General features: G+C 49.4%; 13 protein-coding genes. 6 read left to right on the top strand and 7 right to left on the bottom strand.

The window, feature by feature from the left end; translation table 11 throughout:
• Nucleotides 1-348 precede the first annotated feature (348 nt).
• From H6F72_RS31220 to H6F72_RS23590, 3 genes are all read left to right on the top strand, one after another.
• The gene (locus tag H6F72_RS31220) at nucleotides 349-2,250 is read left to right on the top strand and encodes a PAS domain S-box protein (protein ID WP_199299261.1); all 1,902 of its coding nucleotides are present in this window, start codon (nucleotides 349-351) and stop codon (nucleotides 2,248-2,250) included.
• A gap of 68 nt (nucleotides 2,251-2,318) precedes the next feature.
• Complete coding sequence (locus H6F72_RS23585; protein ID WP_190441583.1) at nucleotides 2,319-3,140, top strand: tetratricopeptide repeat protein; 822 nt, start codon at nucleotides 2,319-2,321, stop codon at nucleotides 3,138-3,140.
• 474 nt (nucleotides 3,141-3,614) lie between these two features.
• Nucleotides 3,615-3,812: a hypothetical protein gene (locus tag H6F72_RS23590; protein WP_190441585.1), complete on the top strand. Its 198-nt coding sequence runs from the start codon at nucleotides 3,615-3,617 to the stop codon at nucleotides 3,810-3,812.
• On the opposite strand, the gene H6F72_RS23595 is transcribed toward H6F72_RS23590, so the two are convergent.
• Together H6F72_RS23595 and hemW are read right to left on the bottom strand one after the other, a co-directional pair.
• Nucleotides 3,796-4,500: a rhomboid family intramembrane serine protease gene (locus H6F72_RS23595; RefSeq protein WP_190441587.1), complete on the bottom strand. Its 705-nt coding sequence runs from the start codon at nucleotides 4,498-4,500 to the stop codon at nucleotides 3,796-3,798. The two genes, H6F72_RS23590 and H6F72_RS23595, sit on opposite strands and share 17 nt — an antisense overlap.
• A gap of 30 nt (nucleotides 4,501-4,530) precedes the next feature.
• On the bottom strand, nucleotides 4,531-5,793 hold the full coding sequence (hemW, locus tag H6F72_RS23600; protein WP_190441588.1) for a radical SAM family heme chaperone HemW: 1,263 nt from the start codon (nucleotides 5,791-5,793) through the stop codon (nucleotides 4,531-4,533).
• 401 nt (nucleotides 5,794-6,194) lie between these two features.
• Between hemW and H6F72_RS23605 the strand changes: the two genes are divergently transcribed.
• The 3 genes from H6F72_RS23605 to H6F72_RS23615 all read left to right on the top strand — a co-directional run bounded on the left by H6F72_RS23605 (nucleotide 6,195) and on the right by H6F72_RS23615 (nucleotide 9,189).
• The gene (locus tag H6F72_RS23605; RefSeq protein ID WP_190441590.1) at nucleotides 6,195-7,274 is read left to right on the top strand and encodes a PIN/TRAM domain-containing protein; all 1,080 of its coding nucleotides are present in this window, start codon (nucleotides 6,195-6,197) and stop codon (nucleotides 7,272-7,274) included.
• A 3-nt stretch (nucleotides 7,275-7,277) separates the two neighbouring features.
• On the top strand, nucleotides 7,278-7,463 hold the full coding sequence (locus tag H6F72_RS23610; RefSeq protein ID WP_190441592.1) for a hypothetical protein: 186 nt from the start codon (nucleotides 7,278-7,280) through the stop codon (nucleotides 7,461-7,463).
• Between the two features lie 151 nt (nucleotides 7,464-7,614).
• On the top strand, nucleotides 7,615-9,189 hold the full coding sequence (locus H6F72_RS23615; RefSeq protein WP_190441594.1) for a glycosyltransferase family 39 protein: 1,575 nt from the start codon (nucleotides 7,615-7,617) through the stop codon (nucleotides 9,187-9,189).
• On the opposite strand, the gene H6F72_RS23620 is transcribed toward H6F72_RS23615, so the two are convergent.
• The 5 genes from H6F72_RS23620 to H6F72_RS23640 all read right to left on the bottom strand — a co-directional run bounded on the left by H6F72_RS23620 (nucleotide 9,186) and on the right by H6F72_RS23640 (nucleotide 14,879).
• Entirely contained in the window at nucleotides 9,186-11,219 is a 2,034-nt protein-coding gene (locus tag H6F72_RS23620; protein ID WP_190441596.1) for a serine/threonine-protein kinase, read from the bottom strand. The genes H6F72_RS23615 and H6F72_RS23620 overlap by 4 nt on opposite strands.
• Nucleotides 11,220-11,435: 216 nt before the next feature.
• Entirely contained in the window at nucleotides 11,436-11,711 is a 276-nt protein-coding gene (locus H6F72_RS23625; RefSeq protein ID WP_190441598.1) for a MoaD/ThiS family protein, read from the bottom strand.
• A gap of 73 nt (nucleotides 11,712-11,784) precedes the next feature.
• Complete coding sequence (gene thrC, locus H6F72_RS23630; RefSeq protein WP_190441600.1) at nucleotides 11,785-13,089, bottom strand: threonine synthase; 1,305 nt, start codon at nucleotides 13,087-13,089, stop codon at nucleotides 11,785-11,787.
• A gap of 264 nt (nucleotides 13,090-13,353) precedes the next feature.
• Nucleotides 13,354-13,614: a molybdopterin converting factor subunit 1 gene (moaD, locus tag H6F72_RS23635; RefSeq protein ID WP_190441602.1), complete on the bottom strand. Its 261-nt coding sequence runs from the start codon at nucleotides 13,612-13,614 to the stop codon at nucleotides 13,354-13,356.
• Nucleotides 13,615-13,694: 80 nt separating this feature from the next.
• Nucleotides 13,695-14,879: an ABC transporter permease gene (locus H6F72_RS23640; protein WP_190441604.1), complete on the bottom strand. Its 1,185-nt coding sequence runs from the start codon at nucleotides 14,877-14,879 to the stop codon at nucleotides 13,695-13,697.
• Nucleotide 14,880: the final 1 nt, after the last annotated feature.

The following is a 14,880-nucleotide window of genomic DNA, read 5'->3' on the forward strand; positions in this document are numbered from 1 at the left end:
CTTGCCTATCAACCCAAAGAAGCCTGAATTAATCTCTTGCCAACCTGGAAGAGCACAGGAGGGTGCGGGTGACGCAATTTATACAATCAACTTTATTAATAGTTACTTTCTGAAACATTTGAATAAATTAAAGAAAGTTCATTTTAAGATAGGGCTAATGTTAAAGCTTTTCACTCTAGGGAGTCTCCACTTCCTCCCAGAGATAGAAGCAGTGGAAGAGCATAAACGCTGGTGAGTTGGGTGCATCTCCGTGTCCAGTTGTTTTTCTGCCACCGTCCTCTAAATAACTGCGAAGTTTCCGGGAGGGTCAGTGTCATAGAACAACTTATTAGTTGGCAGGAGTAAATAGTGCACATAGAAACCCAAACGGCAGCAGTAAAAGCAACAGCAAGTTTTGATCAACCATTATTAGACCCTTTTTTTACGCTATCTCTAGATTTGCTTTGTGTGGTGGGTTTCGACGGCTATTTCAAGCGCTGGAATCCAGTTTGCGAAAAAACCTTGGGTTTTCCTGCTGCTGAGCTACTCGCCACTCCTGCAATGCAATTTGTGCACCCTAGCGATCGCGCTTTGACCAAAGCTTATATCCAGCAACTACTGCTGAGTTCAGAACCCATTTGTTTTGAGAATCGCTGCTTGTGCCAAGACGGTTCCTATCGTTGGTTATCTTGGAAAGCTCAAGCGCTGCCAGAGCAAAAATTAATTTATGCCACCGCCCACGACATTACGGAACGTAGGCGATCGGCGAAACAACTGCGCTCCAGTGAGGAAAGATTTCAGCTCCTGGTAGAAAGCGTCAAAGACTATGCCATTTATATGCTCGACTCAGATGGCGTGGTCATTAGTTGGAACACAGGCGCAGAGCGGATCAAAGGCTACAGTGCTGAAGAAGTGATTGGTCGGCATTTCTCTTGTTTTTATCCACCCGAACAAGTCCAAGAAGGCAAACCTGCGTGGGAGCTACAGCAAGCTGCTACCTTGGGCCAGTGCGAAGTAGAAGGTGAGCGGGTCCGCCGAGATGGCTCCAGATTTTGGGTGAATGCGCTCATGATCGCGCTGCGGGATAACCACGGCCAACTCCAAGGCTTTGCGAAAGTGACGCGAGACATTACGGAGCGCAAGCAAACGGAATCGATTCTGCAACGAGCCTTTGATCAACTAGAAAAGCGGGTCCACGAGCGGACTAGCGAGCTATCCCAAGCGAACTTCATGCTCAAGCAAGAAATTGCCGAGCGGGAGCAGATGGAAGCAGCGCTCAGGCAGTCAGAGGCGCAACTGAAGCAGCAAGCTCAACAGCTAGAGTCCACCTTGCATGAGCTACAACGGACTCAATCTCAACTGGTTCAGTCGGAAAAGATGTCCAGTTTGGGCCAGTTGGTCGCAGGGGTGGCGCATGAGATCAATAACCCAGTCAGCTTTATTTACGGCAACGTCAAGTATGCTGACGAATATGTTCAGACAGTGCTGCATTTACTGACGCTCTATCAACAACAATGTCCCGATCCGGTGGATGAGTTGCAAGCGGCCCTGGGAGGAATTGACTTAGAGTTTCTGGCGACAGACCTGCAAAAACTGCTGCAATCGATGAAAGTTGGGGCGGAACGGATTCGCGAAATTGTCTTGTCTCTACGGAACTTCTCACGCTTGGATGAAGCGGAAATGAAAGCAGTAGACATTCATGAAGGTCTCGACAACACGCTTTTGATTCTGAAAAATCGGCTCAAAGCCCATGCGGGTCATCCTGGAATTACGGTGCTGCCAGAATATGGCGATCTCCCCCTCGTGGAGTGTTACGCCGGACAGCTCAACCAAGTCTTCATGAATATTCTGAGTAACGCGATCGATGTTTTGGAGGACTCCCAAGACCAGTCTGCTAAGCAACCAGGGGTGATCCATGTTTGCACGACTGTGCAGGCCGATCAGTGGGTAGTCATTCGTATTGCTGACAACGGGCCTGGCATCAGTGAAACGGTGCAGCGGCGACTCTTTGATCCCTTTTTTACCACCAAACCAGTCGGGCGTGGGGTGGGATTAGGCTTGTCCATCAGCTACCAAATTGTGGTGGAGAAGCATGGAGGTCGCTTAAAGTGTCACTCCATTCCGGGTCAAGGCACAGAATTTGTGATTGAAATTCCTAGCTCGGCAGCTCTCAGGTCCAGCCCACCTCTGGCTGAACCAGTGCAACTCCAGCCGCGATCGCGAGACAAACAATCCGTCCTAAACCCCCTGCCCTCTAAGCAATGTGTGTAGTGCTGAGCCTGGTGGAGGATTTGTCCTAAAATTGGACAACGAGCAGGTCAGTTAGGGAAGTAGCGGTCATGGGTGTGTCTATTGAGGTTAGTAGCGACAACTTTGCCGCTGAGGTCGTGCAAAAGTCCTACGAAAAGCCAGTCGTAGTCGATTTTTTTGCTCAGTGGTGCGGCCCCTGCCAGATGCTGAAGCCAATCTTAGAGAAGTTGGTGCAGGAGTACGATTTCGTCTTAGCCAAGGTTGACATTGACCAAAGCCCAGATTTAGCCAATACCTACGGTGTGGAAGGGGTGCCAGATGTCAAAATCTGGATGCAAGGTGAAATGCGAGATGGCTTTGTTGGTGTTTTACCAGAACCCAAGCTGCGATCGCTGCTCTCAGAGTTAAGCCTAAAGTCTGAGCTAGAGCAAGGGTTAGAAACGCTACAGACTGCGATTCAAACGGGGGACGTAGCTACAGCTAAGCAACTGCTGCAAGCCTTGAGCGAGGAATATCCTGAAGATCGCCGCTTAATTTTGGCGGGTGCCAAGTTTCTAGTTAGCCAAAATAAGTTCGAATCAGCGACCAAGTTATTGACTGCAATTCAAGCCGATGACAAAGAGTATTTCGCTCAAGCCCAGGCCATAAAGGCCTTAGTTCAGTTTCAGCAAATAGTGACAGAATCCGCCGCTGAAAATGAACTAGATGAACTGTTTTTTAAGGCGATTCGCCTGACTTTAAATGAAGATTATGCCGCAGCCTTAAATCTATTTTTAGAGGTAGTCGGTCGAAACCGGAATTATCGGGGGGATGGTGCCCGAAAAGCCATGATCATGATCTTTGACCTATTGGGGGATGCTCATCCTTTAACAAAGGAGTATCGTAAGCAATTACTGTTGGTCTTGTACTAGTTGAGCTGGCCCTGGATGAGACAATGGCGAAGCCATTCAAGTGATAGATATTCTAGAAGTTTGTGGTTTTACGGTTGAGGGATTCGCCACCAAAAACTTCAGGATGAGCAAGCTAAGTTGCTTGAGCTAAAATTTATCAGTTTTAACTGTTACTTCTAGCGGCTGGCTTTAACAGTTAGCTTCATTAATAAATATTGTTAATTTAATGAGATGACTCAACTTTAGGTTTGAGCAGATGTTGATCGAATAGGCTTGAGCGCAAGTGGAATAGTCAGTGAAATGAAAACTAAGCGATCGCTGAATTGCAGACTCAGCTTGCATTAGATAGGTTCTTCTTCGCGTACAAATTTTCTAATATTTCTATCCGCACAACGATGAAACTTTGCCAGTAGAATTGAGAAAAAGTTCCTCAAAAACACCGAGAAAAACTTTTAAATAGTATAAAATTGTTGTTTAAAATTGGGTTTACTACAAGTGGAATCATCTTTTTTTACGGTTTACCAAACCCAGTCAGGGATTGAACTGCGACCAGGCTGTGATGATTCAACAGCCGAAGCTCGTTTGATTTGTACCTGTAAAAACTACGAAGCTGCCTACGAAACGGCTCAGTCAATTGCTCATACTCGGAGCTTGCCGTTAATAGATTGTGTCTACGCTAACCCGATGTCCTGATATTCATTAACCTAAACTTCATTCCAGCCGCTCCTAAAAGTAGCCCGATGGCTTGTGTCCAGTAACTCCAGCCAGACGGATTAATGCCACTGGGTATAGTGAAGCTATCTAACCCATAAGTTGCCTGCTGGATAAACCACCAGAACAAGTAAACCCATACAGGTAACTCAAGCGGCACAAAAACGACTACCAAGGGCAGAATAGAGTCAATTTTGGCTTTGGGAAAACCAACTAAGTAAGCGCCCAAAACTGCGGCGATCGCACCATTGGCACCAATAAATGGAGCCTGTAGGGTTGGGTTAATCAAGACTTGTAAGCTACTAGTCATGATCCCGGCCATCACAAAAAAAGCTAGAAATGCTCCATGTCCCAGCGTGGCTTCAACTTGGGCTCCAAAAACTCTAAAAAAAAGTAAATTTCCCAGCAGTTGGGCAAAGCCTTGATGCAAAAATAAACTCGCTACGAGGGAAGCAACAAGCAAGGGTAGCGCCAACCATTGACCCGCGATCGCGTCTTGACTCAGAGCAGCTATCCGCGCTGGCACCACGCCCCAAGTCTGTAAAAAATCATTTAAGGCGGGCGAACCTAACTGCAACTCCCACAAAAATAAACCAACACTAAGTCCAATCAAGCCATAGGTCACAATCGGGTGAGAGCGCCGGGGTAAGTTATCACCGATGGGAATCATGGCGAGAGCAGACTCAAGGTTTCAACTAGCCTACTCTAGGTCTGCAAATAGGTCAGCTAAAACTTGGTTGGAAAACAGAAAGCCTTCTGGATCGCTGAGCTTGATCCGAGCTTCTGGCGGTAGCGCTTCTAAAGGTAGCTGGGCGATCGCTTCCCATTCCACTCCGACGACTTCTACCCAGCCTTGTGCATAATGCGACTGCAAAGAATGGCAGATTTTATCTAAGCTAAGTTTGCCAAATTGCTGAGCTAACTCCACCAAACTTAAACCTTCGGCAAGACGGAAACCCAGCATCAATGTGTCGAGGAGAAGGTCTTGGAAGGATGCGGAAGGAGGAGAGCTAGAGAGGTTGGATTTTTGGGCTTTGACCCATTCATAGTATTCGCGGGTTTTGCGGGGGCGGGTGAAGCGTTGCCCTTGTAGGTAACTAGCGGCTCCCATACCAAAACCATAAAAAGGCTGGTTTTTCCAGTAAACGCGATTGTGACGACACTGGAACCCCGGTTGCGCGTAGTTGGAAACTTCGTAGTGTTCGTATCCCGCAGTGCTGAGCAGTTGTTGGGCTAAGCGATACATTTCAGCCGCAGATGTATCGGAGGGTAGCGGCTGGTCTCCGGGTTGATATTGCCGACCAAAGGCTGTGACAGGCTCTACAATCAGGTCGTAGCAGGAAAGATGCTTGGGAGCTAAAGCGATCGCGGCTTCTATGGAGGCTTGCCACTGATCTAGGGTCTGATGCGGTAACCCCGAAATTAAATCTAAACTAAAGTTAACCATCGGCGCTTGGTGGATTAGTTCCACCGCCGCATAAACATCTGCCACCGAATGGGTGCGACCACAGAGCGTTAATAATTCCGGTTGGAATGCCTGCACACCTAAGCTAACTCGATTGATTCCAGCCGCTCGATAGCCTTGAATTTGAGCCAGATCAAAGGTGCCTGGGTCGATCTCAATCGAGATTTCGGCATTCGCAGCGATACCAAACTTATGCTCTAACGTTTGCAGAATGCGATCGAGCTGGGCTACAGAAAGTAGAGACGGAGTCCCACCCCCAAAAAAAATGGTTTCTAAAGGCTGAATAGGAACGGCTTTATCTAATATAGGTAGCTCTACAGGCAGCTCAATTTCTTGGCAGAGCACTTCCACATACTGGGTGATCGCCCCAGAATTCTCACCCCGAGCCTGATCCCCCACCACAGATACTGGAAAATCACAGTAATAACAGCGCCGCCGACAAAAAGGGATATGCAGATAAGCCGCTTTCGGGCGATCGCGATCGAGGGTTGGAGTCAAAGAATTTGTGTTGTCTAACAGCAATTTAATGAATGATTTAGGACTGTTGTTTTAACCAAAAATCTAATGAAATCAATACATTCACGATTAAGCGTTATCCTGCCAAACTAAAACCGCTGAGATAAAGCAAGCAGAAAAGTTATTTCATGAAGTGCAATTTCATCAAAAGCTCGAACAACAGCTATTACAAAGTTAAGGAAGTCGAAGATATAAAATAGAGCCATGTAAATTTTTAGTAGCTGAGTGAGTTCAAGTCGCTGCTGAAGCCCTTCCAAATATTGAAAGTGAATTCAATCGGCTTAACACGGCGCTCACCGATCGCTTAACTCTCTTCTAGTCCCTCCCAGAGCTTGTCTATTGGGACTAGACATTCATCCCATCCATCCCAATGGGCTATACATATGCTCGATGCACTGATCATCTTTTCATTCATACTAGCAGGGGGGGGGATCGGCTTCTTCAGCGTTGATCTCCTACCCAACACAGCCTTAGCCCAAGTCAGCAATCGTGAAGGTTTGAGCTTGGTCACCGCTGGCTTCGGAGCCTTGATTGGCATGGCTTTTGGCCTTGCGGCTCAGACTGCCTATCGGCGGCTAGAAAAACAAGTTCGGCAAATGCCCGTTGATATTTTGCTCAGTCGTTCTGTCGGGCTAGTCTTGGGGCTTTTGGTCGCCAACCTGATGCTAGCGCCCATTTTCTTGCTACCGATCCCCTGGGAATTTGCTTTTATTAAGCCATTAGCAGCCGTACTTGGCAGCATTTTGTTTGCGTTCTCTGGGATGTCCTTGGCCGATACTCACGGTCGAGCCTTGCTACGGCTGATCAATCCCCACTCTGTAGAAACTATGTTGCTGGCAGAAGGCACCTTGAAACCTGCCGCCACTAAAGTTTTGGATACTAGCTGCATCATTGACGGACGTATTGAAGAACTTCTTGGTACCGGGTTTCTAGAAGGCCAGATTTTGATCCCGCAGTTTATTTTGCTGGAACTGCAACAAGTGGCTGATGCCTCTAGCGATCAGAAACGGGTGCGTGGACGCCGGGGTTTAGACATCCTCAATCGCATGAAGGAATCTTATCCTGAACGACTGGTGATTCATTCGGCAGACTACGATGATGTCTCGACTGTCGATGCGAAGCTGGTGCGGTTGGCCCAGGAAATTAACGCCACTTTGCTCACCAATGACTACAACTTAAATAAAGTCGCTAGCCTCCAGCGTGTGCCAGTCTTAAACATCAACGAATTGGCCCAATCGCTACGACCTGCTTATTTGCCAGGAGATTACCTAGATTTGAAGATCCTCAAAGAAGGCAAAGAACCTGCTCAGGGTGTGGGCTACCTGAACGACGGCACAATGGTAGTGGTGGAAGAAGGGGGCAACCGGATCGGGGATGAACTGCAAGTGGTGGTCACGGGAGCCTTACAAACCTCGGCGGGTCGAATGATTTTTGCTCGACCCAAGTCTTCAATTGTGGCTTAACTGATGGCAAGAGCCACCAGAGTCAAGCTGTGCGATCGCTGTGCTAATTCTGCGGCTGTGCTCTACCGCGTCAAGCTAGATGAGTCTGAGCAATGGCGGTTTGTCTGCGATCGCTGCTGGCCTGAAGTCAGCCAAGGCAATCCATCTTATGTCTATGGCGGCACTTGGAAAGCCCAAAAGCGTCGGTAGAAACCATTTTCTTTTATTCTGATGCCAGGGCATCTCCATAAGTTCGAGATCAGTTTGAGGAATCAGGGATGGGCGATCGCTCGTCCCTTTTTGCTAGAGGCTAACTGTGACGTGGAAATCGGGAGTTACGTGGAAATTGGGAGTAGGAGCGTTGAGTAACCCAGCGGGTCAGGATTCTAAGTGGCTCAATTCAGATTTAGGTTGGAGCTTGGGGCTACTAGTTGCGGCTTGTGGTCTATGGGGGATCAACTTGGGTGGGGTGCCGCTGCGAGACTGGGACGAAGGTACTTATGCAGCGATCGCCAAAGCTATGTACCGCACTGGCAATTGGCTCTACCCCATGATCAACGGTAGTCCTTATCTCAACAAGCCACCGCTGCTGGAATGGTTGATTGCCAGTAGTTACCAGCTATTTGGGGTGAGTGACTTTACGACTCGGTTACCCGCTGCGCTTCTGGGTGCATGCGCCGTACCGCTGTTGTATTGGGTTGGGCGACAAGTGTTTAGCCAGCGCCTACCAGCTCTGTTCTCGGCTGCCGTATATCTCACTCTGTTGCCTGTGGTGCGGCATGGACGACTGGCGATGCGTGATGGCATCAGTGTCACCTTCTTGCTGCTGTTATTGGGATGTCTACTGAAAGCGCGACAGGATCGCCGTTGGGCTTTAGGAGTGGGCATTGCACTAGGCTTGTTGGCTCTGACCAAAGGAATTTTGGCGCTATTGCTGGGAGCGATCGCGTTCAGTTTTCTGGTCGTAGATCGGCAGTATGCTTTGCTTCGGAGTCCCTATTTGTGGTCTGGAATTGCTTTGGGATCAGTGCCCGTCTTCGCTTGGTATGCGGCTCAAGTGCAGCACTACGGCTCTGTTTTTCTACAAGTGCATTTCCTGGCGCAATCGGTAAATCGGGTTTGGAAATCGGTCAACAGCAACACTGGCCCTGTTTGGTATTACCTTTTAGAATTGTTGAAATACACTTGGCCTTGGCTGATCTTCTTACCCAGTGGATTGATTTTGGCGTGGCAGAAGCGGCAACTGACTTGGAGCCGTTTGATTTTAGTAGGAATCGGGATCTACCTGAGTGCTGTTTCAGTCATGACGACCAAATTGCCTTGGTACGTGCTCCCGCTCTATCCCTTCGTGTCTTTAGCCTTGGGGGCACAACTGGAGCAGCTTTGGCACCGCGATCGCCTTTATTCCAAAGTAGCCGCAGGATTCTTAGGACTTTTAGCGATCGCTGGTTTCGCGGGGGGAGCTTATGGCAGTTGGGCTGATTCTCAACCTGTTTTGTTGGCGATCGGTGTAACGGTCGGTGTGAGCTTTGGTTGGGCTGCTTGGTGGATTCTACGGCAGCAGCGGCAGTTCATCACAGTGTTGCTGGTGGGCTGCTACCTCAGCCTAGGACTGCTGATGAGTTCACCGCTTTGGCTGTGGGAGCTGAACGAGGCTTATCCGGTGCAGCCAGTCGCAGCCTTAATTGCCACTCATACCCCACCGGGAACGACTGTTTACACCTCATTTCCCAATCATCGTCCCAGCCTGAATTTCTACAGCGATCGCCTAGTGTTGCCTGCGGGGCTACCAGATTTGCAGCGGCTCCAAGCCACCCAGCATTATCTGTTGCTAGATACCGCGGTGCTCAATAGCTTGCAGATTTCTAGCCAACGAGTTTTAGGCAATGCTGAGGGGTTTGCCTTAGTTGCGCCTTCCACTGCTCCAACTCCTTAAGAAGTCAGTTGCCAGATTTTAATCGTGTTGTCCCAACTGCCACTGGCAAACAACTGCCCGCCCGCACTCACCGCGATCGCACTGACGGGGTTGGAGTGGTCGGTTAAGTTGCAGATTAAGTCTCCGGTGCCAATACTCCAGATTTTGATTGTCTTGTCGCTACTGCCACTAATCAGCATGCGGCCATCCGGGGTAATGGCGATCGCGTTCACCATATCGGAGTGGCCTGTGAGCGTGCGGACCAACTCCCCTGTACTCAGATTCCACAAGCGAATGCTTTTATCTTTGCTGCCACTCGCCAAGATTTGTCCATCCGGGGTAATCGCCACCGAATTGACCGAGTTGAAGTGTCCATAGAGCGTACGAGTCAACTCCCCGCTGCCTAAATGCCACAGCTTAATTTGGTTGTCTAGCCCGCCACTGGCCAACAACAAGCTATTGGGACTGATCGCAACCGACTTCACCATGCCCGCAGTTCCAGATAAGGTGCGGAGCAGCTCTCCCGTTCGCACCTTCCACAACCGCACTGTTCTGTCTTCACTGCCACTTGCTAAAAGCAAACCGTTGGGGGTGATCATGACAGAGTTGACATCTCTAGAATGTCCGACCAGATTGTTGAGCAGATCACCAGTCTGGAGGTTCCAAATCTTGACCGTCGTATCGTCACTACCACTGACCAGCAGTTGTCCGTCCGGGCTAATCGCCACAGAATTGACTGCCTTGAGGTGACCTGGTAAGGTGCGGATCAAGCTGCCCGTTTGCAGATTCCAGACCTTGATTGTGTCATCCAAGCTGCCGCTCGCAAGGATTTGTTTGCGAGAACTCATAGCTAGTGACATCACCCAAGAAGAGTGCCCTGTCAACGTACCAACACACCGCCACAGAGCTGCTTGGGACTGGCGTGGCCCCGAAAAAGTGCGCCCCGCAGAGGGGTTTGCAGTTATAGGTTGAGAAACTGGCTGGGAAACTGGCGTGGACGAGCTTGGTCCAGAAGTGAAACTAGAAATAGAGTAGCCAGAAGGCCGTGATGTAGGTGGCTGGGAAGTTAGAGGTCGCGATCGCGGTGGTTGCGAAGTGGGAGGAATACTGGATAGTGGTGGGTTAGATGGTTTCGGTGCCGAGTCCGGTAGGGGAGCGGCCACAGCTTGTAAATCTTGCAGCACTTCGTCCACCGCCTGATAGCGATCGCTAACTAAATCCTTGAGCAGCTTGTCCAGAATTTGTCCTAATTGTTGGCTGATATTGGTCCCTTTCTTAGCCAGGTAATCCCGCCACAGCCATCGTCCTTGTAAAGGATCGTAGAGATCCTCTGGCTTCACGCGGGTCATTAAGTAAAGACAGGTCGCACCCAAGCTGTACAAATCACTGGCTGGGTAGGCTTTGCCGCTCCGCAGTTGCTCAATCGGTGAATAGCCCTCGGTGCCAATTTTGGTGCCTGGTTGTGCCAAGGTGACATCTCTCAGCAGCTTGGCTACGCCAAAGTCAATCAGCACCAATTTATGGTCTAACTTGCGCCGCACGATATTGGAAGGTGTGATGTCTCGGTGAACGACCTGACACTCATGCACAAACCGCAAAACGGGCAGGAGGTCAGCCAAAACATCCCGAATTTTTTGTTCGCTAAACCTGCCTTGTTGCTGAAGTTCCTGGCTTAAATTCAGCCCCTCAATAAATTGCTGCACTAAGTACAAGCGCTGCTCTTGCTCAAAGTAAGCTAACAAAGCTGGAATTTGAGGATGCTCACCCAGCTCATGCAGCCGTACTGCTTCTTGATCAAACAAACGAATTGCTTTATCTAACGAGCGGGCACTTTGCACCTGAGGCGAAAACTGCTTCACCACGCAACGAGTCTTGAGACGGTCTTCATCGATCGCCAAATAAGTACGCCCAAAACCGCCTTGCCCAATCGGCTGCAAAATCCGGTAGCGATCTCTGAGTAAGGGAATCAACTTTGTCTCACAGCTCTGGCAGACAGCGGCACTATCAGAATTTTGGGGTTGCTTACAGTTCGGATTCAGGCAACAAATCATACTCAGACGGCACCCAACGGATCTGCATTGATCTTCATTGTCCCAGGGGGATTCTCACGCTGACTTAAAATGTAACGAAATAGTACGAGGCAGCGTGATAAAACCAGATTTCACGAAAAAACCCCTGAGCGTAAAGCTGCAAGGGTTAAATTATTCTATATTTCTGCTGGGAGTACCGCTAATTTCAATCTAACGGCAAGCTGCGATCGCTCAAACTCAACCACCTGCGATCGCTGGAATGATGCTCACTTCGTCGCCATCGCTCAGTGGAGTCTTTTGCCCATCCAAGAACCGGATGTCTTCGTTATTGACGTAGAAGTTGACAAAGCGGCGCAACTCACCTTGGTCATCACAAAGACGAGCTTTGATGCCAGGGCAGCTTTGCTCTAAAGACTCCAAGAGTTCACTAATGTTAGTACCCGCACACTCAACAGTGGCTTGGTTATTGGTCAGCTTTTGCAGAGGAGTCGGAATCAGAACTTTAACGGACATAGGACAAATTGAAAGGATGAAAAAGGATGAGATAGGGAAAGAATAGAAAGACGCTAGCGTCTTTCTATTCTTTCTAGACTAATACTTGTTGCCACTCTAGGCGATCGAGGGTGCGGGAGCGCTCTAAAGCTCGCTCGAAGCTGTCGAGTTTGGGTTCGATAGTCAGGGGTTCGTTAATGCAGCCTTGTAACGCTTCTTGAGTCTTGAGGCCATTACCCGTAATGTAAACAACGGTGGTTTCATCAGGGTTGATCTTACCTGCTTCTACTAGCTTCTTCAGCACTGCGATCGTGGTGCCACCTGCGGTTTCGGTGAAGATGCCTTCAGTTTCAGCCAGCAGTTTGATCCCTTCAATAATCTCTGTGTCGTTGACCGACTCGATATTGCCGTTGGTTTTCTTCGCCACGTCTACCGCATAGACACCATCAGCAGGGTTACCGATCGCGATCGACTTAGCGATCGTGTTTGGCTTGACAGGAGAGATAAAGTCACGACCTTCGCGGAAAGCCTGAGCAATAGGAGAGCAGCCTTCAGCCTGAGCGCCACTGAAGCGCACTGGCTTCTCATCTACTAAACCAACTTTGACGAATTCTTGGAAGCCTTTGTAGATCTTGGTAAACAGAGATCCAGAAGCCAAAGGAGCGACCACATGATCGGGCAGTTCCCAACCGAGTTGCTCAGCAACTTCGTAACCGAGGGTTTTGGAACCTTCGGAGTAGTAAGGACGCAGGTTGATGTTGACGAAGCCCCAACCGTGGGTGTTGGCAACTTCCGAGCAGAGGCGATTCACTTGGTCGTAGTTACCTTGCACTGCCATCACCGTCGGGCCGTAGATCAAGGTACCCAGGACTTTTCCTGCTTCTAGGTCAGAGGGGATGAAGACGCAGCAATCCAGACCTGCATGAGCCGCGATCGCAGCCGTGGAGTTAGCCAAGTTGCCTGTGCTAGCACAAGAGACAGTGGTGAAACCCAGCTCACGAGCACGAGTCAGAGCGACAGAAACAACCCGATCCTTGAAACTCAAGGTGGGCATGTTGACAGCATCATTCTTGATATAGAGCTTTTTGAGACCGAGGCGACGCGCCAAGCGATTGGCTTGGACAAGAGGAGTCATGCCAGTGCCGACATCAATGGGGTTGTCGGTGGCTACGGGTAGGAAGGGCCGATAGCGCCAAATGGAGTTGGGGCCAGCTTGAATACTGGCGCGAGAGACTTGCCGTTGGATAGCGCTGTAGTCGTAGGCAACTTCCAACGGCCCAAAACAAAACTCACAAACGTGGGTGGCTTTAAGTTCGTACTCTTCGCCACATTCTTTACACTTCAATGCCCTGAAGGTGGCAGCAGTGGATAGGGTGGGTGTGTGAGTTGCCTGGGTCATGGTCACAGCTCTCTTGTAATCAAGAATTACGGTCTTTGAAGTTCTGTCGCGTCGGCAGTGGTTCAGATAGTAACACGCCTTTTAAAACAGCGTCAAATATATCCGACTTATTTTGTCGGGATTAAGCTAACTCCCTATGGCCTAAGGCTTTTAGCCAATTCCATCAGGATTTGGCCTATACTTTACTCGCAATTGACTAAGTAATGCAGAGAAATTTTTGTGAGCGATCGCTCATATTGCTGTTAAAAACCGCAACGCAATTCATCACCCACCGCTGACAGGCGGAATTAGCACCACTTCATCACCCGTTTGCAATGGTGTATTGGGTTCGACAAATTGCAAATTCACACCGAAGCGAGTTAAGTCACGCCAGCGCTCTAGTTCTGGATGCTCTTGGATCAGGCGATCGCGCACCTCAGCCACCGTTGCCCCGGTTGGCAGCTCTAAAGCCAGTTCTGGTAATCCGTAGGCTTCCTGGTAAGCCGCGAATAGTTTTACAGTCACAGTCACCGTTGCTTCAGCCATAGCCACTTATCTGTCAGATCTCATTACATTTACAGTAAGTCGCGATCGTGACATCCAACTCGTTTATGGAATTTGCTGAATTACTCTGAGCGTAGAGCTTTTACTGGATCGAGTTGACTGGCGCGTAAAGCAGGAGGCAAACCAGCCCCAATTCCCACTAAAACCGCTGAGCCTAACGCCAAAGCTGCGGTGCCAGATTCAAACTGGTAGGGCAACTTAAAAGTTTTTGCCACCGTTGCCGTCAGGCCATGCACCATCCCTAAAGCCACAACACCACCTACCACGCTGAGCACTGCCGCTTCCAAGACAAATTGCAGCAGGATGTCCTGCTGAGTCGCTCCAATCGCCCGACGTAAGCCAATCTCAGCCGTTCGCTCTGTCACTGAGGCGATCATAATGTTGGCGATGCCTACACCACCAACCAGTAACGAGATCAGTCCTACCACAGCGAGTGCCTGCGAAGCGAGTTCCAGGGTTTGCTGCTGCTCCACAATATCCTCGACATTGTTCCAAGCCCAGAACTTCTTACCGGGGAATTTCTGCATCAGTAGTTGCTCGGCTTGCTTACCTAGATTCTCTAAGTTTTGAATTTCGTCAGGGCGAAGCCGCAAACCACCAACGTCCTGGCTGCCTGTCAGCGCACTGTGCAGCGCGATCGAAATCCATATTTCCCCTTCTGGTGGTTCCTCGCTCTCTGTTCGAGTTGGCACTACTCCTACCACAATGTAAGGACGACTATCCACATAAATCCGTTGACCGATCGCGTCTTGGGCCGCAAATAGCTTTTCGGACAGAAACTGATCGATCACCACAACTGGACGATAATTGGCAAAATCTGCTGCCGTAAAAAAGCGACCTGCCACCAAATTGCGTCCAGAGGTCAGCAGAAATTCTTGAGATACCGCAGTCATAAAAGGATTTGCTTCTCGGTCTTGAAACAGCACTTGAGCTGGGCCTGACCAATCCGCGGCGCTAATTGCCTGTAAGTGGGTCAAGCGCGATCGCAAAAATTCCATGTCTTCAGCTTTTAACTGGGCAGGTGCATCACCTCTACTGTTCCAGCTAGGATATAGCGTGATTTGAGGGGCATCTCGCTTTGCCAATTCTGCTGCAATGATCGCTCTGCTAATGTTGCCGACTTGCAATGTGGCATAAACCGCGCCAACACCCATAAATACTCCTAGCAGGGTCAGAGCAGAGCGTAGTGGATTTCCAGCTAAAGAACGGCAGGTTAATTTCAACAAATCAGCTAAAGCAAGACTCATG

The sequence above is a fragment of the Trichocoleus sp. FACHB-46 genome, assembly GCF_014695385.1.
In the GTDB taxonomy this organism is placed as follows: domain Bacteria; phylum Cyanobacteriota; class Cyanobacteriia; order FACHB-46; family FACHB-46; genus Trichocoleus.